General features: G+C 39.9%; 20 protein-coding genes and 1 pseudogene. 16 read left to right on the top strand and 5 right to left on the bottom strand.

The genetic code is table 11. The features are described from left to right. Window positions 1-145: 145 nt before the first annotated feature. From FPV17_RS22000 to FPV17_RS13375, 8 genes are all read left to right on the top strand, one after another. On the top strand, window positions 146-322 hold the full coding sequence (locus tag FPV17_RS22000; RefSeq protein ID WP_158332003.1) for a hypothetical protein: 177 nt from the start codon (window positions 146-148) through the stop codon (window positions 320-322). Between the two features lie 58 nt (window positions 323-380). Continuing rightward, complete coding sequence (locus FPV17_RS13405; RefSeq protein ID WP_144559236.1) at window positions 381-1,481, top strand: mechanosensitive ion channel family protein; 1,101 nt, start codon at window positions 381-383, stop codon at window positions 1,479-1,481. A 102-nt stretch (window positions 1,482-1,583) separates the two neighbouring features. After that, the gene (locus tag FPV17_RS13400) at window positions 1,584-2,609 is read left to right on the top strand and encodes an HD-GYP domain-containing protein (protein WP_186370622.1); all 1,026 of its coding nucleotides are present in this window, start codon (window positions 1,584-1,586) and stop codon (window positions 2,607-2,609) included. 33 nt (window positions 2,610-2,642) lie between these two features. Then, window positions 2,643-3,539, top strand: a complete 897-nt coding sequence (locus tag FPV17_RS13395) for an AEC family transporter (protein ID WP_035395853.1) — start codon at window positions 2,643-2,645, stop codon at window positions 3,537-3,539. Between the two features lie 63 nt (window positions 3,540-3,602). Further along, entirely contained in the window at window positions 3,603-4,322 is a 720-nt protein-coding gene (gene dapD / locus FPV17_RS13390) for a 2,3,4,5-tetrahydropyridine-2,6-dicarboxylate N-acetyltransferase (RefSeq protein ID WP_060703927.1), read from the top strand. Window positions 4,323-4,381: 59 nt separating this feature from the next. After that, the gene (locus tag FPV17_RS13385) at window positions 4,382-5,590 is read left to right on the top strand and encodes an aspartate aminotransferase family protein (RefSeq protein ID WP_035395829.1); all 1,209 of its coding nucleotides are present in this window, start codon (window positions 4,382-4,384) and stop codon (window positions 5,588-5,590) included. After that, window positions 5,587-6,708: an N-acetyldiaminopimelate deacetylase gene (locus FPV17_RS13380; RefSeq protein ID WP_035395830.1), complete on the top strand. Its 1,122-nt coding sequence runs from the start codon at window positions 5,587-5,589 to the stop codon at window positions 6,706-6,708. The genes FPV17_RS13385 and FPV17_RS13380 overlap by 4 nt, the downstream gene beginning before the upstream one ends. A gap of 62 nt (window positions 6,709-6,770) precedes the next feature. Further along, window positions 6,771-7,022: a YkuS family protein gene (locus FPV17_RS13375; RefSeq protein ID WP_144559234.1), complete on the top strand. Its 252-nt coding sequence runs from the start codon at window positions 6,771-6,773 to the stop codon at window positions 7,020-7,022. A gap of 39 nt (window positions 7,023-7,061) precedes the next feature. On the opposite strand, the gene FPV17_RS13370 is transcribed toward FPV17_RS13375, so the two are convergent. The 5 genes and pseudogenes from FPV17_RS13370 to FPV17_RS22595 form a co-directional block, all read right to left on the bottom strand. After that, on the bottom strand, window positions 7,062-7,838 hold the full coding sequence (locus tag FPV17_RS13370; protein ID WP_144559233.1) for a mechanosensitive ion channel family protein: 777 nt from the start codon (window positions 7,836-7,838) through the stop codon (window positions 7,062-7,064). 152 nt (window positions 7,839-7,990) lie between these two features. Beyond that, complete coding sequence (rnjA, locus tag FPV17_RS13365) at window positions 7,991-9,658, bottom strand: ribonuclease J1 (protein ID WP_144559232.1); 1,668 nt, start codon at window positions 9,656-9,658, stop codon at window positions 7,991-7,993. Continuing rightward, window positions 9,659-9,868 carry a DNA-dependent RNA polymerase subunit epsilon gene (locus FPV17_RS13360; protein WP_035395832.1) on the bottom strand — a complete coding sequence of 70 codons (210 nt, stop codon included), beginning with the start codon at window positions 9,866-9,868 and terminating at the stop codon, window positions 9,659-9,661. Between the two features lie 284 nt (window positions 9,869-10,152). Next, the gene (gene def, locus FPV17_RS13355) at window positions 10,153-10,704 is read right to left on the bottom strand and encodes a peptide deformylase (RefSeq protein ID WP_035395834.1); all 552 of its coding nucleotides are present in this window, start codon (window positions 10,702-10,704) and stop codon (window positions 10,153-10,155) included. A gap of 161 nt (window positions 10,705-10,865) precedes the next feature. Next, window positions 10,866-10,937: pseudogene (locus FPV17_RS22595) on the bottom strand (YjcZ family sporulation protein); the annotation flags it as partial. A 292-nt stretch (window positions 10,938-11,229) separates the two neighbouring features. Here FPV17_RS22595 and FPV17_RS13345 point away from each other — a divergent pair. The 8 genes from FPV17_RS13345 (at window position 11,230) to FPV17_RS13310 (ending at window position 21,232) form a co-directional block, all read left to right on the top strand. Then, window positions 11,230-11,880, top strand: coding sequence for a YkyA family protein (locus FPV17_RS13345; protein WP_052008053.1), 651 nt, complete (start codon window positions 11,230-11,232; stop codon window positions 11,878-11,880). A 506-nt stretch (window positions 11,881-12,386) separates the two neighbouring features. Further along, window positions 12,387-13,472 carry a pyruvate dehydrogenase (acetyl-transferring) E1 component subunit alpha gene (pdhA, locus tag FPV17_RS13340; protein ID WP_035395838.1) on the top strand — a complete coding sequence of 362 codons (1,086 nt, stop codon included), beginning with the start codon at window positions 12,387-12,389 and terminating at the stop codon, window positions 13,470-13,472. Between the two features lie 3 nt (window positions 13,473-13,475). Next, window positions 13,476-14,453: an alpha-ketoacid dehydrogenase subunit beta gene (locus tag FPV17_RS13335; RefSeq protein WP_035395840.1), complete on the top strand. Its 978-nt coding sequence runs from the start codon at window positions 13,476-13,478 to the stop codon at window positions 14,451-14,453. A 97-nt stretch (window positions 14,454-14,550) separates the two neighbouring features. Further along, window positions 14,551-15,837 (top strand): dihydrolipoamide acetyltransferase family protein, encoded by a 1,287-nt coding sequence (locus tag FPV17_RS13330; RefSeq protein WP_144559231.1) that lies wholly within the window; start codon window positions 14,551-14,553, stop codon window positions 15,835-15,837. A 3-nt stretch (window positions 15,838-15,840) separates the two neighbouring features. Then, window positions 15,841-17,247, top strand: coding sequence for a dihydrolipoyl dehydrogenase (lpdA, locus tag FPV17_RS13325; protein ID WP_035398752.1), 1,407 nt, complete (start codon window positions 15,841-15,843; stop codon window positions 17,245-17,247). Window positions 17,248-17,402: 155 nt separating this feature from the next. Beyond that, complete coding sequence (locus FPV17_RS13320) at window positions 17,403-18,422, top strand: ABC transporter ATP-binding protein (RefSeq protein WP_144559230.1); 1,020 nt, start codon at window positions 17,403-17,405, stop codon at window positions 18,420-18,422. After that, on the top strand, window positions 18,419-19,402 hold the full coding sequence (locus FPV17_RS13315) for an ABC transporter ATP-binding protein (RefSeq protein ID WP_035398753.1): 984 nt from the start codon (window positions 18,419-18,421) through the stop codon (window positions 19,400-19,402). Before FPV17_RS13320 ends, FPV17_RS13315 begins: the two co-directional genes overlap by 4 nt. Window positions 19,403-19,483: 81 nt before the next feature. Further along, window positions 19,484-21,232: a peptide-binding protein gene (locus FPV17_RS13310; RefSeq protein WP_060703930.1), complete on the top strand. Its 1,749-nt coding sequence runs from the start codon at window positions 19,484-19,486 to the stop codon at window positions 21,230-21,232. Window positions 21,233-21,287 lie beyond the last annotated feature (55 nt).

Genomic DNA, 21,287 nt, shown 5'->3' with positions numbered 1-21,287 from the left:
TGTGTTTTTGATGAAGTCTTTATCTGTCTACAAAATTGTCACGATTATTAGTATAGACAGCTTCTGTTAAACAAAATCATGGGCAATCAAATAATTGCTTAGATCCTGTTGCATACTAACGAAAAAAGTGGAGGAATAAACGAGGATGCTTATTCGTAAAGTAGATGTTTTTATTGTTATGATCGCTTTAATAGGGTTGCTAACGATGCGTGTTATTCCGCTTCAGTCAAAGCCTGTTGCCTATGTTAACAATCGACCGACATTTTACACAATTAACCAAAAATCCAAAATGGGTCGTTTATTTCGCATTCTTTTACAATAGCCTAAACATTTTCTCCATGCTAGAATACGGGTAGATCGATTGTAAGAGGAGTTGGACCATGAGCACGATTTGGGATTCAATTGTTAGCTTTTTTGTGGAATTTCCATGGATTAGGTTACTGATTGCTATTGGGATTTTTAGTTTGTTTCTTGTATTTCGAAAGATTTTTATTACGTATCTCTTTAAAGTAATTTTAGGGCTCTCACGTAAAACGCATGCAACACTTCTTACTCAACTGTTGCTTTCTTATGAGAAACCACTTCGTTTTCTCTTTGTCATTATTGGTGCTCGAGTAGCACTTGTTTATTACGGCGTCAATTTTTCCGATATTGAAGCCCTACAAAATTTGTTTAATGCAAGTTTAATCATTCTTGGTGGCTGGGGATTATACAACTACGTTTCTACTCACGGTACGTTTATGGCTTATACAAAGAATAAGCTTCAATTAAGCGACGACCATATGCTGCTGCCGTTTATTTCAAATATTCTTCGTTTTGTCGTCATCGCTCTTACGTTTGTAACCGTACTTTCTAGCTTTGACGTTGATGTCAATGGTTTTGTTGCTGGTCTTGGTTTAGGTGGATTAGCGTTTGCATTAGCGGCTCAGGAAACGGTTGCTAATTTTTTTGGAGGGATCGTCATTATTACGGAAAAGCCGTTTAAAAAAGGCGACTGGATATCATCTGCTTCAGTAGAAGGTACGGTAGAAGATATTACATTTAGAAGTACAAAAATCCGAACGTTTGCAGATGCTGTTGTGGTTGTACCAAATAAAACGTTATCAAATGAAGCGATAACGAACTGGTCCGAGATGAATATGCGAAGAGTCAATTATTCAATTGGTGTTGGTCAAGAAACCACTCGATCGGATTTAGAGCATTCTGTCCAAGAAATTCGAAAGCTTGTCATTAGTCATCCAGGTGTTGTAACAGATACAGTGATGATCTATTTTGACGAATTTGGTGAATCGAGCTACAACATTTTTATTTACTATTTCACAAAAACCGTGGCTTGGTCGGAATGGCATGAAGTTAAAGAAGAGATTAATTATGAAATTCTGGATATTTTATCGAAAGAAGGTGTGTCTGTACTAAAACCTATTGTTGTATTTGACGCCCACGAACATGAACAGTATCAGTTGGAAAAAGCAGAAAGTTAACGAACCTTGCATAGCTGTGCAAGGTTTTTGCTTGCTTACTTCCTAAATCATCGTTCCTTCGTTATAATAATGAAAGCGTTAACGATTGAAGGGGGTATGTGTATGGTAGTTGGGTTAGAGACGAAATACGTTCGTCTAAAAGATGTAATGCCTGGATCTTTGTTAGGCAAAGAGATTTTTTCCCTGGATGGACAAATCCTTTTAAGAAAAGGGGTTTCTTTAACGGCCATTCATTTAAAACGGTTAAAGCAATTTGGTATTGATACGTTGCCGTTGTTAGTCCCACTATCACAACATAATGCTGATGAGACAGTCTGCTGCGCGCATACTCGCCTATATATGTCCAATCAACAGCTACTTGTTGAAGAAAAATCACTTATCTGGAACAATAAGCTGAAAGAGATTTTCACACTAGTGTTACAACAAACTGAAGTGCAAGAATCATTAACAATGCTTAATAGGATGGACGAAGGCTTGTATCAGCATTCTTTAACGGTTGCTTTTCTCTCTACAGCGATAGGGATGGAAAATGGGTTTAATGAGCAGCAATTAAAGCGGGTAGTGCGAGCAGCCTTGCTTCACGATATTGGTAAAGTCGTTTCGGAGAAATTTAATGAAGAAAATCAAGTATTAGGGGATGATCATACTTGGCGAGGGTACAACTATTTGCAAACGCAAAGAAACCTAGACCCTTTAGCTTCTATTGTTGCTCTTAGTCATCATGAATCTCTTGATGGAAGCGGCTATCCAAGGGGGATAAAAGCGAACTTCCTTCATGAAATAACACAAACGATCGCTGTTGCAAATGTGTTTGATCGATTAACAAATCAGCGAAAAAAGAAACCATTAATGAGTTTTGCAAAAGCATTAGAATTTATGCTAGCATTTGCCCCTAAGCGATACAGTTCGTTCAGTTTAAGTGCATTTATGATGTGTGTGACGTTTTTTCCAACTGGAAGTCAGGTGCGTTTGTCGAACGGAAACTATGGTGTCGTCGTTTCTCAAAATAAGGGGTTGCCTCACCGTCCAATTGTGACGATGATTCCGCAAGAAGACAGCGCTGGCCGAAGCAATCAAACTGTTAAAAAAGTTGATTTAGCAAAAGATTATACGTTGTTTATATATTAGTTTATTTTTTTGTAAGAAGAAAGGTTGACCTTTGTGACACTATTTTTTCAAGTCGTTTTACCTGTTTTTTGCATTTTTGGAGCAGGATTTCTACTCCAGCGAGCGTTTATGCTTGATATACGTTCCATATCAAGTGTTGCTATTTACATATTAACACCATGCCTCGTCTTCCGTACATTTTATACATCTCCTCTTAATATGGACTATTTTTATATGGTTTTATTTTCGATTATGTTAATGTTTATATTAATTATTCTTGCAAAAATATATGCAAAAACGAGATCATTATCGATCGAAGACGAGAGCGGAATGATCTTATCGACAGCCTTTATGAATGTTGGAAACTATGGAACACCTATTATTTTATTTGCATACGGTGAGACTGCTTTTGAACTTGCCATTTCCTTTATGGTCTTGCAATCCATCATAATGAATAGTTTCGGTGTCTACTATGCAGCGAGAGGGAAAGCGACCATTACGGTTGCACTTAAAGCAATTCTAAAAATGCCTGCGACGTATGCGACGGTTATCGCTCTTAGTTTAAATGTTTTTTCAATTCCTTTTCCTGCCCAACTGTTTGCATCCATTGATTTAGTCGCTGAAGCAGCGATTCCAGTTGTGATGCTTATTCTTGGGATGCAGCTTGCCATGATTGAGTGGAAGCAATTTGATTGGGAAAAAATTGGTGTTGGTGTGTTTCTCCGCATGATGATTTCGCCAGTAGTAGCGTATGGAATTACGTTATTTTTACCAATAGATGAGATGCTTCGAAATGTATTTATTGTCTCATCAGCAATGCCAAGTGCAGCGACGATTGTTATGTACGCGGTTCGATTTGATGCAAGACCTAAGTTAGTGTCAACGATTACGCTCATTACAACCTTATTTAGTTTGTTCTCCATTACATTTATTCTATGGATCTTAAGCTAGTCCATTGCATTTTTTCGAAACACACTTTATCATAATGAACAGTGATATAAGGAGGCTATACAGATGAACATGATGGATGCAAACGAAATTATTCAATTTATTTCAAAAGCAGAGAAGAAAACACCTGTAAAAATACATATTAAGGGACAGCTTGAGAAGCTATCATTTGCTGAAGAAGTACAAACGTTCTTTAATGGCACGACTGGGGTTATTTTTGGAGATTGGGCTGTTATTGAGCCAGTTTTAAAAGAGAACGAGGCTAGTATTGAAGATTATGTTGTTGAAAATGATCGACGCTATTCAGCCATCCCGCTACTTGACTTAAAAGGAATAGAAGCACGTATTGAACCAGGTGCAATTATTCGCGACCAAGTAGAAATTGGTAAAGGTGCTGTCATTATGATGGGCGCCAGTATTAATATTGGTTCCGTTATTGGAGAAGGAACAATGATTGATATGAACGCTGTACTTGGCGGACGTGCAACAGTAGGAAAGAACTGTCATATCGGTGCAGGCTCTGTCTTAGCTGGTGTCATTGAACCACCATCTGCTTCACCGGTTGTTGTGGAAGATGGTGTAGTGGTTGGTGCGAATGCAGTCATTCTTGAAGGGGTACGTGTTGGAGAGGGTGCTGTTGTTGCAGCAGGAGCGATTGTTACAGAAGATGTTCCAGCTAACACAGTAGTTGCTGGTACACCAGCAAAAGTGATTAAGCAAATCGACGAAAAAACAAAAGGAAAAACAGAAATTAAGCAAGAGCTTCGTCGTTTAAATGAAGATTAATTTGATAATCCAGCTTTGCCTTTAAGGCAAAGCTGTTTTCATAAAAAGGAGTCTTTATCATGGATTGGCTAAAAAGAGATGAACAAGCATTAATGAGCACGTATCGCCGACTTCCTCTTGTTATTAGTGAGGGGAAAGGAAGCTTTTTAATTGATGAAGAAGGCCGTCAGTACTTGGATTTTATAACAGGTTTAGCGGTCAATGTAGTAGGTCATTCACATCCTGCTATTTTAAAAACACTTCAAACCCAAGGAAGTAAGTTTCTACATATCTCAAATTTATACGTAAATAAACCTGCTGTCGAGCTCGCTGAAAAATTGTCGGAGCGGACAATCGGTGGAAAGGTGTTTTTTGCGAATTCTGGCGCAGAGGCGACCGAGGCGGTTATCAAACTTATTCATAAATGGAGCAAGCAGCATGATTTCTCTAGAAAGGGCGTTGTTGTTTTAAAACGGAGCTTTCATGGACGGACCCTCGGTGCTATGAAGTTAACGAGGCAAGAAGGTGTCTATCAAGATTTTCCGTTACATGACCTACCTGTGTATGAAGTAGAGCCTGAAGATGCAAAAGGGTTGGAAGACATTCTTATTCAAAAGAAGCCAGCTGCTGTCGTAATGGAGCCAGTGTTAGGATCAGGTGGCGTTGTTCCATTGTCACATGAGTATGTGCAAACTGTATCACAATTGTGCGCAACCCATCATGTTCTTTTTTGTATGGATGAAATTCAAACAGGAATGGGACGAACTGGAACGCTATTTGCTTATATGCAGGCTAATGTTCAGCCGGACGTTATTTTATTTGCAAAAGGGATTGGTGGAGGTCTTCCATTAGGCGGAATGATCGTAAGCCCACGCCTGACTCACTTATTTGCGCCAGGGGATCACGGAACAACCTTTGCGCCGTCTCCTTTAAGCTGTGCGTTAGGATTAACCGTTTTAGACTTGCTTGAGGAGGGACTGCTTCATACTAGTCGTATGAGAGCGGAGCAGTTACAAAAAGGGTTATCAGACGTACAAGCACAATTCCCACATATTTTGGACCGTTTCCGAGGACGGGGAATGATGATGGGGCTACCAACTAAAGGAACACCGAAGCAAGCAGCGTTTATTCAACGACGTATGATCGAAAAAGGTGTGCTTGTTGACCTAACACAGGGAACGATTATACGCTTATTACCACCTCTGGTCGTAACAAGTGAAGAAGTTGATTTGTTTATTGCACATTTTACGAGCGTGTTGCAAGAGGTGGAGCAGGAGCTGAACGTATGAATGATGAAGCACTTATCCAACTAAGACGTAAATTCCATCAAATTCCCGAGCTTGGGTTTGAAGAATACAAAACGCAAGCTTTAATTTTAGACACAGTCGGTGCGTTAAACCAAGAACGGTTAACTGTAACGACGTGGCGAACTGGCGTTATTGTAAAGGTTGACGGGAAATCCCCTTACACCATCGCTTATCGAGCAGATATGGATGGTTTACCAGTTCAAGAAGAAACGAACCTTTCCTATCGTTCACTACATGAAGGCGCCATGCATGCTTGTGGTCATGATCTTCACATGACAATTGCTCTAGGGATGCTCAATTATTTTAGTGAAAATGAACCGCCAACTTCACTGTTGTTTGTATTTCAACCAGCTGAGGAAGGCCCGGGTGGAGCAAAACCAATGCTTGAATCCGGAGTATTAGATAAGTGGAAGCCGGAAGAAATGTACGCTCTTCATATTGATCCTAATTTGCCTGTTGGAACGATTTCAACGAAGCCGGGTTTGCTATTTGCCAATACATCTGAGCTCTTTATTGACTTTAAAGGAACAGGCGGTCATGCCGCTTATCCTCATACAGCAAATGACATGGTTGTAGCGGCTGCTCATTTTGTGACGCAATTGCAATCAATCGTTTCGAGAAATGTTGATCCACTTGATTCTGCTGTTGTTACGATTGGCGTAATAAAAGGTGGAACCAAGCAAAATGTTATTGCTAGTGGGGCGCGAGTGGAAGGAACCATTCGAACATTATCAATGGATGCTATGAAGAAAGTAAAACAACGGATTGAAGCGCTCACTCATGGTATCGAAGTTGGCTTTTCTTGCGAAGCGACCATTGACTATGGCTCGAATTATTGTGAAGTGAACAATGATACAGTTCTTACACAAGCTTTTATCGCTTTTAGTGAAGCCCAGTCCGCCGTTCAGTTTGTACATGCGAAAGAAGCAATGACTGGAGAGGATTTTGGTTATTTTCTTAAAGCCTATCCAGGACTCATGTTTTGGTTAGGGGTCGACAGCTCGTTTGGTCTTCATGATGCAAGGTTGAACCCCCAAGAAGAAGCGATCACATTAGCCGTTGAACATATGTGTTCGTTTTTAAACCAAAAACAAGGATGAATAGTTTCCTTACGATCGTTGCAAACTAGGTTTCGTAACGATTGATAAAAGGAGGTATTCATATGGCTAAAATCGCGATTCAAACAGGATTAACGGATATTGAAAACGAGCTTCAGTCACGAGGACATGACGTTGTTCATATGCAACAGACTACGGAGACAAACGATTGCGACTGTTGTATTGTTTCAGGTCGAGACGCAGATGTGGCAGGGATGAGCCCTCAAGGGCAAACAAGTATTGTGTCAGCAGATGGTCTAACTGCTCAAGAAGTAGGCGAGCGGGTAGAACAAGTGTTATCGAATCAAAACAAATAGAAAAAAGAGTCTACCGAATGGATTTCGGCAGACTCTTTTTTAAGCGTCTTCTTCTGTTTCAAAATAAGCACGGATGACTTTACGTAATTCACGTTCAACAGCCCATTGTTGCATATTTTCTGTTTTAGCAATGACGCGTATAACAGTAGCAGAAAGATCATTTGTTTCAACGCCAATTACTTCAGGCTTTGTTACTAAAGCAGGGTGGTCAAAAGACTGGATTGCTGCTTGTACTTTTTTAATAGAAGTATCGGTTTGCTCTCCTGATGGAATTGTTAAGTCAACGAGGGCACGCATATTCCCGCGTGAATGGTTGTCTACATTAGTAATGTTGCGATTTGGCAAATAATGAAGCGTCCCGTCAAAACCTCGAATCATTGTCGTGCGAAACCCGAGCTCTTCTACAATTCCATCAACACCACCTGCCGTAACATAGTCCCCAACTTCTAGCTGTCTTTCTAATAGCAAGAAGAAACCAGTTACAACGTCGCTCACTAACCCTTGAGCACCGAAGCCAATTGCTAAACCAACAACACCGGCTGCAGCAAGAACTGGCCCTAAGTTAAACCCGAGGGTATCAAGTATATTGAAGGCGATAATGAAGAATAGCACGTATGAAAATACATTTAAAAGCAACTTCTCAAGTGTTTGTAACCGTGCTTTTGACACTTGCTTCGATTGTTTTTTATTAAATACTTTTTTAATGATGTTTTTACCAACTGATCGAACAATAAAATAAATAATAATGGCAAAAAGAACTTGCCATAATGTTTGCGTGATTGGGTGATAAAGCCAATCGTTAAGATTTTCAAACATATGTTCATCCCTTTCCTTTTTTGTTGCAAAAAGAGCGTATCATATTTGGACAAATTTCTCAAAAAGTGATTGGAAAATAGCAATGTTACTGGATTTAAAAAAAGCTTATCCCATTAAAGCTAAAGAAACAACTTTAATAGGACAGCTTGTCATTACACTTCCATAATAATCGGTAGGATCATTGGCTTTCTTTTTGTTCTTTCGTATAGAAATGGTCCTAGTAAGTCTGAAATTTCATTTTTGATTTCTGACCACTGGTTTGTTTTTCGTTCCATTACTTGATGCAAGTGAGCAGTAAGTAATTTTTGCGCTTCATGAATCAAGTCCCCAGACTCTCGCATATAAACGAAGCCTCTAGATATTAAGTCAGGACCCGCAGTCACTTTATATTCCTTCATATCCAAACTAACGACTACAATAACGAGACCTTCTTCTGATAAAATACGGCGGTCACGTAAAACAATATTTCCAATATCGCCGATACCATTCCCATCAACATAAACAGAACCAGAAGGGATTTTACCAACAACGCCAGCTTCATTTGGGTGAAGCGCTAAAACATCGCCATTGTCCATAATAAAGCAATTATCAGCTGAAACACCACATGCTTGCGCCAGCTTATTATGGGTTTTTAACATCCGGTATTCACCGTGAATAGGTAAGAAATATTGTGGCTTCATTAAGCGAAGCATTAACTTTTGTTCTTCTTGTCCGCCGTGACCAGACGTATGAATATCATTAAGTGGTCCATGAATAACATTTGCACCAGCGCGATAAAGTTGATTAATAATTTTACCGACAGAAAGTGTATTTCCAGGGATCGGAGAGCTTGAAAAGACAACCGTGTCACCAGGGATAATCTGAATTTGACGATGAGTACCGAATGCTATACGAGATAAAGCAGCCATTGGTTCTCCTTGGCTACCCGTACATAAAATGGTGACTTGATTATCAGGAAGCTTATTTAATTGAGAGTGCTCAATAAATGTTCCTTTTGGCGCAACGATATGTCCTAGCTCTTGTCCAATCGCTATAGCCGAATCCATGGAACGACCAAACACGCAGACTTTACGGTTATTGGCAACTGCTGCTTCAATAACTTGCTGTAAGCGATGAATATTGGAAGCAAAAGTGGCAAAAATGACTCGACCGTCGACTTTACGGAAAATATTGTTGATGCTGTCACCAACTTTTCGTTCAGACATGGTGAAGTCTGGAATTTCACTGTTCGTGCTATCAGACAATAGGCATAGGACGCCTTCTTCGCCAATTTTAGCCATCTTTGTTAAGTTGGCTGGTTCTCCTACAGGTGTAAAGTCAAACTTAAAGTCACCAGTATGAACAACATTCCCAGGAGGAGTTTTCACCACTATTCCATAGGATTCAGGAATACTATGGGTTGTCCGGAAGAACGAGACAGCGGTTTTTGTGAATTTCACAACTTGATCTTCCGTTATCGGATGAAGCTTTGCATTGCGAAGTAAACCATGCTCTTCAAGCTTTCCTTTTAACAATCCAAGTGCAAGCTTCCCACCATACACGTCAATATTTAACTCCCTTAATAAATAAGGGATACCACCAATATGATCTTCGTGACCGTGAGTAATAAATAAGCCTTTAATCTTATCTTTGTTTTTTACCAGGTACGTGTAGTCTGGAATTACATAATCGATGCCAAGTAAATCATCTTCTGGAAACATAATTCCTGCATCAATAAGGATGATTTCATCTTGGAACTGAACACCGTATGTATTTTTTCCAATCTCACCCATACCTCCAAGAGCGAAAACTGCGGTTTGATTGTTCTTTACTTGTTTCATTTATGCATTCACAACCTTATAACCGTCACGTTGCTGTTCATATTCTAGAAACGAACCCGTGAGCGGTGTAATATATTCGATATTGTAAGGGTGTTCGATTAACTTAGCACGAACATCACTAACGCTTTCAGCCTCAATATATAAGGAATTTGTGCGCTCTCTTACAGGCGCCTGTGTATGATTTTCTTGGAAAAACACTTTAAAGATCATGAATGAACCTCTCCTTTAATACCATTGTTTATCTATTATATCGGAAATCACGCTTTTTAGAAATGCCAAAAAGCCAACCCGTATAAATAATACCGGATGGCTTCAAGTCTTTCCACAATTAAGTTGAATTACACATCAAGAAATAAAGACTTTGGCAAAAGATCTTTGCACCGTTTCAAGAGTTTTTCACGCCACTTCTTTAACAAAAGAAAAACCCCCTCTCTCATTGTTTTGTTCATAGTGTGTATCAACAAACAAAATAAACACGAGGGGGTTACTGGAAATTAAAGAGCAAAGCCAGGAAGCGGCTGCTTAAATTTATCTTCAAGCCCTTCAATTCGATCATAGAACATGACCCCATCTAAGTGATCAAGCTCATGTTGAAACACGATAGCAATATAGCCACGTAATCGTAATGTGACCTCTTCATTATTGTGATCGATTCCTTTTACGGTTAATCGAGCATGTCTTGGAACAACCCCTTCTACTTCACGGTCAACAGAAAGGCACCCTTCACCACTATCTAATTGATTTTGTTCAACAGAATGGCTAACTACTTTAGGGTTGGCGATTCCAAGGCTATAGAGCTTGTCGTTTTCGTCTGTCGCATGGACAGCAAATAATCGTTTTGAAATACCGATTTGTGGAGCCGCAAGGCCAACACCAGGTCGTAAATCGTACGTTTCGGCGGTTTCCGGGTCTTGACTATTTTTTAAAAACTCAAGCATGGAAAGTAATGTCTCTTTATCTTCATGACTTAATGGGGTTTCTACAGGCTCTGCCACTTTCCTTAACACAGGATGTCCCTCACGAACCACGTCTTTCATTGTGATCATATGGATTTCACTCCTTTACTTATCTTTCAATAGTTTAAGGATAAATAATCCGATGTGCAAGCAGAAAAAAGCGACACGAACATCTCGCGTCGCTTTTTCGTTTATTTTTTTGGACCGTGGCCAGGACCTTGGTAATCACAGTCAGGACCTTCTTCTACGCCACCTGAGAACCAAGAAGCACCAACAATAATTAGAAGGATGAAAAGAACAACGATTAACGCAAATCCTTTTCCACCGCCTCCACCACAATGTTGTCCGTATCCATACCCATAGCCATAAGGCTCACAGCATTGGTCATACCCATAGTTATATCCGTACTTTTCTCCATAACTCATTTGAAATTCCTCCTTTAATAACCACCGCACTAGGCGATTTATATCCACATCCTATGCAAGAAAGAAAAAAATGTTTGGATAAATGCCTATATCTTTTTTTATAATAGTAAAAGCTTGCCAAATGATCGATTGTTAGATATTGTGAGAGAAGAGAAAAAAGAGTTGAGAAAGCTCGAAGGAGGAGAGGTTTTTGTCGAAAAGGTTTATAGCGACCGTGGCGTTTTCAAGCTTGTTTTTAGTAGCTTGTGGACAAACAGCAACCGAGTCGATTCATAGTTCATTAGAAGAGGCCGCTGAAATAGAAAATGAAGGATTTGATGAGCAACAGCAACCGATGATGGATGCGGAAGAACATGAAGCTGAGCTCTATTCTCAAATTGTTGATTTGGACATGGATGCTTACGATGAAATTGTTCGCTTAGCAGATGAAGCCATTGCATCTGTAGGAGAGAGACGAGAATTACTTTCTAATGAACAAGAGAGCATTGAAGAAGGATACAATGTGTTTGAAAATGCTGTAGCTGATTTTTCGGAGCTTGAAGATGAAAACTTAGTTGACTTAGCGAACGACGTACAAGAAGCGATGGATAATCGTTATGCCAGTTATCAAGACCTACATACTATTTACGAAGAATCGTTAGACTTGGATGAACAATTATATGAAATGTTAAAAGACGAAGAGTTAGACGCAGAAACATTAACAGCTCATATTGAAGAAACGAATCAAAAATACGAAGAGCGTCGTGAAGCAACAGAGCAGTTTAATGAATATACAACAGCTTATAATGATGCAAAGCGAGCTTTTTATGAAGCATCTGATTTAGAAGTACGGTTTGAATAAGTGTAGGTAAGTGTTTGTGCACCCCCTCTCATGCACACTGTCAAAAGTGGAAATGAGGGAGGGTGTTTTTAGTACGGCATAGGCGTTTCTAACTAATTTAAAATGATGGCGTTTTCATACGGTGAAGTTCTAAAGGGAGGGGAAATGAGTAAAGTTCAAACTGTATTAGTCCAGATTTAATGTATACTATAACACATTAAACATGAAGCGTTTCCAAAGATTGTTAGTAAATAACGTTAGTAATATGTAAGCAAAAGGATTGACGATCATTGTGCTCTTCATGTAGACTTACAATCAGTAAGAAGTTGTACTACTAGTAATTACAATTCATTGTAACAGATGACCGCGTGCTTAGTGCTAAAATAGTTGTCTGGTTTAACAACGACTTATTGCGGTTATGTATTCATTAGGATTGGGCATGCTAACAGTGCATTTTTCGAATGAAAAACGTATACAAGCAAGACTTCACATACCGCTTTTAACTATTGAAAGGATTGGTGAACAAATTGAGTACAAAGACAATTGATCAAGTTGAAGAACAATTTGAGACCTTCCAGATTCTTAACGAAGAAGGAGAAGTCGTAAATGAATCAGAAATGCCTGATTTAAGCGACGAACAACTACAAGAAATTATGCGACGTATGGTTTATACGCGTATTTGGGATCAGCGTGCGATTTCCCTTAACAGACAAGGACGCTTAGGTTTCTATGCGCCGACAGCTGGACAAGAGGCATCTCAACTTGGTTCACACTTTGCTTTAGAGCAAGAAGATTGGATCTTACCAGGTTATCGTGACATTCCACAAATTGTATTCCATGGTTTACCTTTACACCAAGCGTTTCTATGGTCTCGTGGACATTTTGGTGGAAGCCAATTCCCTGATGGATTAAACATTGTTGTTCCTCAAATTATCATTGGCGCACAAATTATCCAAACAGCTGGTGTAGCTCTTGGACTTAAGCGTAAAAAGAAAGAAAACATTGCGATTACGTATACAGGTGATGGTGGAGCTTCTCAAGGTGATTTCTATGAAGGAATTAACTTTGCTGGTGCGTACAATGCACCTGCAGTATTCATCGTTCAAAACAACCGTTTTGCTATCTCTGTACCAGTTGAAAAGCAATCAGCGGCGAAAACGATTGCTCAAAAGGCTGTGGCAGCTGGAATTGAAGGCATTCAAGTTGACGGAATGGACGTATTGGCTGTTTATAAAGCAACCCTTGATGCGCGTAAACGTGCTCTAGCTGGCGAAGGTCCTACACTTATTGAAACACTTACGTACCGTTATGGTGCACATACAATGGCTGGTGATGATCCAACTCGCTACCGTACATCTGAAGAGGATGATGAATGGGCGAAAAAAGATCCACTTATTCGTTTCCGTAAATTCCTTGAAGGCAAAAAGCTTTGGAGCGAAGAGAAAGAAAACGAAGTTGTTGAACAAGCGAAAGAGGACATCAAGCAAGCAATTAAAGATGCAGATAAAACACCTAAGCAAAACGTTACAGACTTGCTAGGCTTTATGTTTGAAAACCCTCCAGTAAACATTCGTGAACAATTGGAAGAGTATACGGCAAAGGAGTCGAAGTAACCCATGGGTAATTGGACAATGGCACAAGCGATTACGGATGCCATGCGTAATGAGCTTAACAAAAATGAAGATGTACTCGTTTTTGGTGAAGATGTCGGTCAAAACGGCGGCGTTTTCCGTGTAACAGAAGGTTTACAAAAAGAATTTGGTGAAGATCGTGTGTTTGATACACCATTAGCAGAGTCTGGTATTGGTGGACTAGCAATTGGTCTTGCACTTACTGGACACCGTCCGGTTATGGAAATTCAATTCTTTGGATTCGTATTCGAAGTATTTGATTCTATTGCTGGTCAAATGTCTCGTTGGCGCTACCGTTCAGGTAACAAGCAAACAATGCCAGTTACTGTACGTTCACCATTTGGTGGAGGCGTAAAAACACCTGAAATGCACGCTGATTCTTTAGAAGGATTAATGGCGCAAACTCCAGGTCTTAAAGTGGTTATTCCTTCTAATCCATACGATGCAAAAGGGTTATTAATCTCAGCGATTCGTGATAACGATCCTGTTGTATTCCTTGAGCACATGAAATTGTATCGTTCGTTCCGTCAAGATGTACCGGAAGAAGAATACACGATTGAGCTTGGAAAAGCAGATATTAAGCGTGAAGGAAAAGATATTACCATCATCGCTTATGGAGCAATGGTACAAGCTTCAATGAAAGCAGCAGAGGAACTTGCTGAAGAAGGCGTTGAAGCAGAAGTAATTGACTTAATGACAGTTAGCCCGTTTGATGTGGAAACCGTCATTGCGTCTGTTGAAAAAACGAATCGTGCAATTGTTGTACAAGAAGCACAAAAACAAGCGGGAATCGCTTCTCAAATTGTTGCTGAAATTACAGAGCGTGCGATCCTTTCTTTAGAAGCACCTGTTCTTCGTGTAACATCACCTGATACGGTTTATCCATTCGCAGCGGTTGAAGATGCTTGGTTACCAAACCCAGCCATTATCGTAGAAAAAGCAAAAGAAGTAATAAACTTCTAAGAAAAATTTCAAGAAAGAAACGAAGCTAGTCGAAAACTAGGTCGTTCTTTCTTTTATAGAGATTAAATTCGAGTTATAATGAAGGAGGCGCTTAGCCGTGGCTTATAAATATAAACTGCCAGAAGTGGGCGAAGGAATCCATGAAGGCGAAATTGTAAAATGGTTTGTCAAAGAAGGCGACGAAGTTAAAGAGGATGATATTCTTCTTGAAGTGCAAAACGACAAATCTGTAGTGGAACTGCCATCGCCAGTTGATGGTAAAGTACTTGAGGTAAAAGTAGACGAAGGTACAACAAGCTATGTTGGAGACGTTATTTTAGTTATTGATGACGGTTCTGAAGATGATGGCGAGGAAGAAAACGGAAGCGATGAGTCTGCTAAAGAAGAAAAATCAGAAACTGCGTCTGCTGAGAAAACAGAAGAAAAAGCTTCTGAATCAGCTGATACAGAATCAAGCGACGGTGCTCGTGTTATTGCAATGCCATCGGTTCGTAAGTACGCACGTGAGAAAGGTGTTACCATTTCAAGCGTTAAAGGTTCAGGAAAAAATGGACGTGTTGTGAAAGAAGACATTGACGCATTCTTATCTGGTGATCAAAGTGAAGAGACAACTTCATCAGCGGATCAAAGTGAAGAAAAAGAAGCGAAAACAACAACATCTGCACCAGCAGCTTCTAGCGAACAACGAGAAGAGCGTGTACCGCTTAAAGGAATCCGTAAAGCAATTGCAAAAGCAATGGTGAAGTCGAAGCAGACAGCGCCTCACGTAACGCATCTTGATGAAATTGATGTAACAGCACTTGTTGCTCACCGTAAGCAGTACAAGCAAGTTGCAGCTGATCAAGGTACGAAATTAACGTATCTTCCTTACGTTGTAAAAGCATTAACGTCAGCGATTCGTAAGTATCCTGCATTAAATGCATCCATCGATGATGAAGCAGGCGAAATTGTTTACAAAAAGTACTTTAACATCGGAATTGCAGCAGACACAGAGCAAGGTTTAGTCGTTCCAGTTGTTAAAGACGCAGACCGTAAATCAATCTTCCAATTGGCAGATGAAATTAATGAGCTAGCAGTAAAAGCCCGTGATGGAAAGCTTTCAAGTGCGGAAATGCAAGGTGGATCAGCAACAATTTCAAACCTTGGTTCTGCAAGTGGACAATGGTTCACACCAGTAATTAACCACCCAGAAGTAATGATTCTTGGGATTGGTCGAATTGAAGAGAAGCCAGTCGTAAAAGATGGCGAAATTGTTGTGGGTACAATGTTATCACTATCAATTAGCTACGATCACCGTTTAATTGATGGTGTAACGGCACAAAGCGCTTTAAATCAAATTAAGCGATTGCTTAATGACCCACAATTACTATTGATGGAGGGGTAAGACATGGTTGTAGGAGATTTCGCACAAGAAGTAGATACGCTCGTAATTGGTTCTGGTCCAGGAGGCTACGTTGCAGCTATTCGCGCAGCGCAACTTGGACAGAAAGTAACTATTGTAGAAAAAGATAGCATGGGTGGCGCTTGTTTAAACGTTGGATGTATTCCTTCAAAAGCATTAATTCAAGCAGGTCATCGTGCACACCAAGCAAAATCTTCTGAAGACATGGGAATTGTTGCTGAAAATGTAACAGTTAACTTCGACAAAGTCCAAGAGTGGAAAGGTTCTGTTGTTAAGAAATTAACAGGAGGCGTTGAAGGACTTTTAAAAGGAAATAAAGTGGAAATTATTCGTGGGGAAGCATATTTCTCTGGAGAAGATTCCGTTAAAATTATGGACGAAAAGAACTCAAGCACATACAAGTTCAAGAACTGTATTATCGCGACAGGTTCACGTCCAATTGAAATTCCATCATTTAAGTACACAGATCGTGTGATCAATTCAACAGGTGCTCTTGCACTAAAAGAAGTACCAAAGAAAATGGTTGTTATTGGTGGCGGTTATATCGGTATTGAGCTAACAGGTGCATATGCTAACCTTGGTACTGAAATCACTGTACTTGAAGGATCGAAACAAATTTTGCCTGGTTTCGAGAAACAAATGGCGAAACTTGTTGAAAAGAAATTAAAAGCTAATCATGTAACATTCCACACTGAAGCAATGGCTAAAGGTGTGGAAGAAACAAATAAAGGTGTTAAAGTAACAGCAGAAGTAAAAGGTGAAGAAACGGTTATTGAAGCGGATTATGTACTTGTTACAGTTGGTCGTACACCTAATACAGACGAACTGGGCCTTGAAGGTATTGGCGTTGAAATGACTGATCGTGGACTTGTTAAGATTGATAAGCAATGTCGTACAAATGTGAAAAACATTTATGCGATCGGTGATATTGTTCCTGGTCCAGCGCTTGCACATAAAGCATCTTATGAAGCGAAAATTGCTGCAGAAGCGATTAGTGGCGAAGCGTCTGAAATTGATTACCTTGCTATTCCAGCGGTATGTTTCTCTGAGCCAGAGCTTGCAACAGTTGGTTATACAGAAGCGGAAGCAAAAGAAGCTGGTTACGATGCAAAAGCGTCGAAATTCCCATTTGCAGCAAATGGACGTGCTCTGTCTCTTAATGACACAGATGGCTTCATGAAGCTTGTTACGCGTAAAGAAGATGGCTTAGTAATCGGTGCTCAAATTGCTGGCCCGAATGCTTCAGATATGATTGCTGAAGTAGGTCTTGCGATTGAAGCTGGTATGACTGCAGAAGATATTGCTCTTACCATTCATGCTCACCCTTCTCTTGGAGAGATTACGATGGAAACAGCGGAAGTAGCGCTTGGAACACCGATTCACACAATGTAATAAAAAGTTGCCCCTTATGTGATTTCTTATCATATAAGGGGTTTTTTACGCGTAAATAAAATAATGTAAGAAATCCTATCAAAAAAGGATTGGCAAATGTTTATTTTGTGCTATAATTATCAAAAAATTAGCAAATTAAATTAACGGAGGTAAAGATGGGAAAGCCGTTACTAGAGCTGAAGAATGTTAAAACCTATTTTCAAGTAAACAAGCATCGTCTCGTTAAAGCTGTAGATGACGTTAGTTTCCACATTGACCAGAATGAAGTTGTCGCCTTAGTAGGAGAATCGGGTAGTGGAAAAAGTATGACGTCCATGTCTATTATGGGTTTAGTCGATACACCAGGAAAAGTGACTGGCACTATTACGTTAAACGGAACTGACTTAAATACATTGTCTGCCAAAAAACTAGACAAGTTCCGCGGGAAAGACATTGCGATGATTTTCCAAGAACCAATGACATCTTTAAACCCTGTGTTTTCAGTAGGAAATCAGATTATTGAGACAATCAGGAAGCATACGAATGTATCGAAAAATCAGGCGAGAGAGCGTGCAATCGAGCTATTAAAGCTTGTTGGTTTTAGTAGAGCAGAAGAAAGCTTAACTGAATTCCCACATCAACTTTCTGGAGGGATGAGACAGCGTGTCATGATTGCCATGGCTATGTCTTGTAATCCGAAGCTTTTAATTGCAGACGAGCCTACAACTGCTTTAGATGTAACCATTCAACAGCAAATCTTAGACCTAATGATTAAAGTGAAAAATGAGTTTCAATCTTCTATTTTATTAATTACTCATGATCTAGGAGTCGTAGCGGAAACAGCTGACCGGGTACTTGTGATGTATGGGGGGCAAATTGTGGAAGAGGCTCCTGCTTATGAATTGTTTACAAACCCAAGTCACCCGTATACTCAAGGTTTGTTAAAAAGTATGCCGAATTTAGAGGATGATAAGGAACGTCTAGAGGCGATAAGAGGAATGGTACCACCAGCGCACCAATTCCCTTCTGGCTGTCGATTCGCATCAAGATGCGATTATGCAACCGATGTTTGTGCCGACGTATTGCCGGAATTAGTTAAGACTGAGGGGGCGCGTAAAGTTCGATGTCTTATGTATAAAGAAGGCTCTTTAACACCTAACGAGCAACGTCTTCAAGAGAGAGAGGTTCATTCATGAAGGATGTACTAATAGAAGCGAAAGACATACAGATGTACTTTCCGATTAAACAAGGTGTCATAAAACGTACCGTTGGACATATAAAGGCAGTAGATGGAATTTCTTTAAAAATATATGAAGGTGAATCTCTCGGTATTGTTGGAGAGTCAGGTTCAGGAAAATCAACATTAGGAAGAATCCTTTTACAGCTTCAAAACCAAACTCACGGTGATGTTTTTTACAAAGGAGAGAAAATTTCTGGTATCTCAAATCGAAAATTAAGACCGTTTCGTCGAGATATGCAAATGGTGTTCCAAGATCCATACGCTTCGCTAAACCCAAGAATGAGCATAGGTGAATTAATAGAAGAACCTCTTTTGGTTCATAAAACAGTAACGACGAAAGCGGAGCGAAAGAAAAGAGCAGAAGAATTACTGGAAACTGTTGGACTTCCAAAGCAGTCATACGATAAATACCCACATGAATTTTCAGGGGGACAAAGGCAACGTATTGGAATTGCAAGAGCGTTAAGTACAAAACCTAGCCTCATTATAGGGGATGAACCTGTTTCTGCTTTAGATGTATCCATTCAATCACAAGTATTAAATTTAATGAAAGACTTACAAGATGAATTTAAGCTTACATACATATTTATCGCCCATGATTTAAGTGTCGTAAAGCATATTAGTACTAGAGTGGCCGTTATGTATTTAGGTCGTATTGTTGAAGTGGCCACGAAAAAAGATCTGTATGAGGGGAAGTTGCATCCGTACACTGAGGCATTAATTTCAGCTGTACCTTCCACTGACGTCACGCAAAAGAAGGAAAAAATTACGTTGACAGGTGAACTGCCAAGTCCTGCAAACCCGCCAGTAGGCTGTGCGTTTCATACGAGATGTCCGCACGTACATGATCGATGCAAACAAGAAAGACCTGATTTAGTTGAGTACAAGCCAGAACACTTTGTTGCTTGTCACTTATATACAGAAAAAAGCGAATAAATTGAACTTTTTAGAGGGGGTGAGGCTTCTACATATGAACGTCTTACCAGAATGTGAATGAAAAAATTAGGGGGAAGATGAATGAAAAAGAAGCCGTTTTACACATTTTTAGCAACAGCCGTTTTTGCCACTGCGCTCGTCGCTTGTAATGGTGGAGATACAGATACAAGTACAGATGATGAGGGTAGCGAAGGCGGAGAGACAGGGGAAGTTGAAGGTGGAAATGTAAACTTAGCCATGTTTTCACCACCTGACAACTTATTTAACCCGATTTTTTATACGTCCTTATACGATGCTCATATATTAGACATTACCCATGAAAGCCTTGTACAGCAAAATGAAGAATTTGAATTTATTCCAGAGCTAGCAGAAGACTGGGAATTTAACGATGACAATACAGAATTAACCTATTACTTGCGTGAAGATGTGAAATGGCATGATGGAGAAGATTTTACTGCGGATGATGTGGTGTTTACCTTTACCGCTATGGCTGATCCTGATTATGCCGGAGCTGGTGGAATTAGACAAAACTATGTCAATACACTTACTGGCTATGAGGAGTATGTAAACGGTGAAGCGGATACGTTTGCTGGAGTAGAAAAAGTCGATGAATACACGGTTAAGTTTATTTTTGATACGCCTAGTGTAAAAGCATTAGCGGACACAGCTATGGCGATTCTTCCAGAGCATGTGTTTGCAGATGTGGAAGTTGGGGATATGGCTTCTCATAGCGCCTCTATTAACCCAGGTGAAATTATTGGAACAGGTCCATTTCAATTAACAGAGGCTTTAGAGAATGAGCAGTATGTATTAACAGCGAATGAAGATTATTATTTAGGTGCTCCTAAACTTGAATCGATTACATGGAATATTGTTTCAGCATCTGTAGCAGCTGGAATGCTTGAACAAGGAGAACTTGATTATGTTCCACGAGACTTCCCGGCAGCCGATGTTGCGACAATCGAAGGAAACGATTCATTAACAATTGAAGAACAACCACAACTCGGTTACCAGTATCTTGGATTTAAGGTGAACCATGGGCCAAATGATCAATTAACGGACCGTGATAGTTGGGAGCCAAATGAAAAGCTTCAAGATGTTGAGTTTAGACAAGCGATTGTGCATGCGATTGATCGTCAGTCCTTTGTTGATGGATTTTTACGTGGACATGGTGAAGTGCTAGATGCGCCGTTCCCTGAAGCATCATGGGCGTATAACCCAGATGCTGTTGAAGGGCTAGCATATGACCCAGAATTAGCAGAACAAAAACTTGCTGATGCTGGCTACGAAGATGTAGACGGTGATGGTTTTGTAGAAGATCCAGATGGGAATGATCTTGTCATTAATGTGGATTACCCAGTTGGAAACCCAGTTCGGGAACAGGTAGCGCCTGTCATCAAGGAACAATTAGAAGCAGTTGGTATTCAAGTAAACTTAAATACACCACGTGAGGCGCCAGCGCATTTTGATCTCATTGAGCAAAATGATAATGATTTAGATTTATTTTTAGCAGGCTGGTCTCTATCATCAGGTGACCCAGATCCGTGGCCAATCAATGGTGGTACGGCAGGTTATAACTATTCTCGTTTCTATGATGAAGCACAAGAAGAGCTACTAGAAGAAGCGGTTGATCCTGAATTAGCATTTGATAATCAAGAATTTAGACGAGAAAAATATGGAGAGTGGGCTCAGCTCTATATCGATAACGCATATACAGTACCACTTTACGCTGAAAGTGAAATCCATGTTTTTAACAACCGTGTCCAAGGCCTAACCATTAAGCCGTTCACGTTTAAAGACGATACTCATGAATGGTATCTTTCAGAATAACGTTATGGAGTGAAGCAGCTTTACTAAGCTGCTTCAACTTTCTTTCATTTTGGTT

It is taken from the genome of Shouchella miscanthi (assembly GCF_007725405.1).
GTDB classification, from domain to species: Bacteria; Bacillota; Bacilli; order Bacillales; family Bacillaceae_D; genus Shouchella; species Shouchella hunanensis.
The sequence above is the reverse complement of the archived record's forward strand: the minus strand, read 5'-3'. Positions and strand labels throughout refer to the sequence as shown.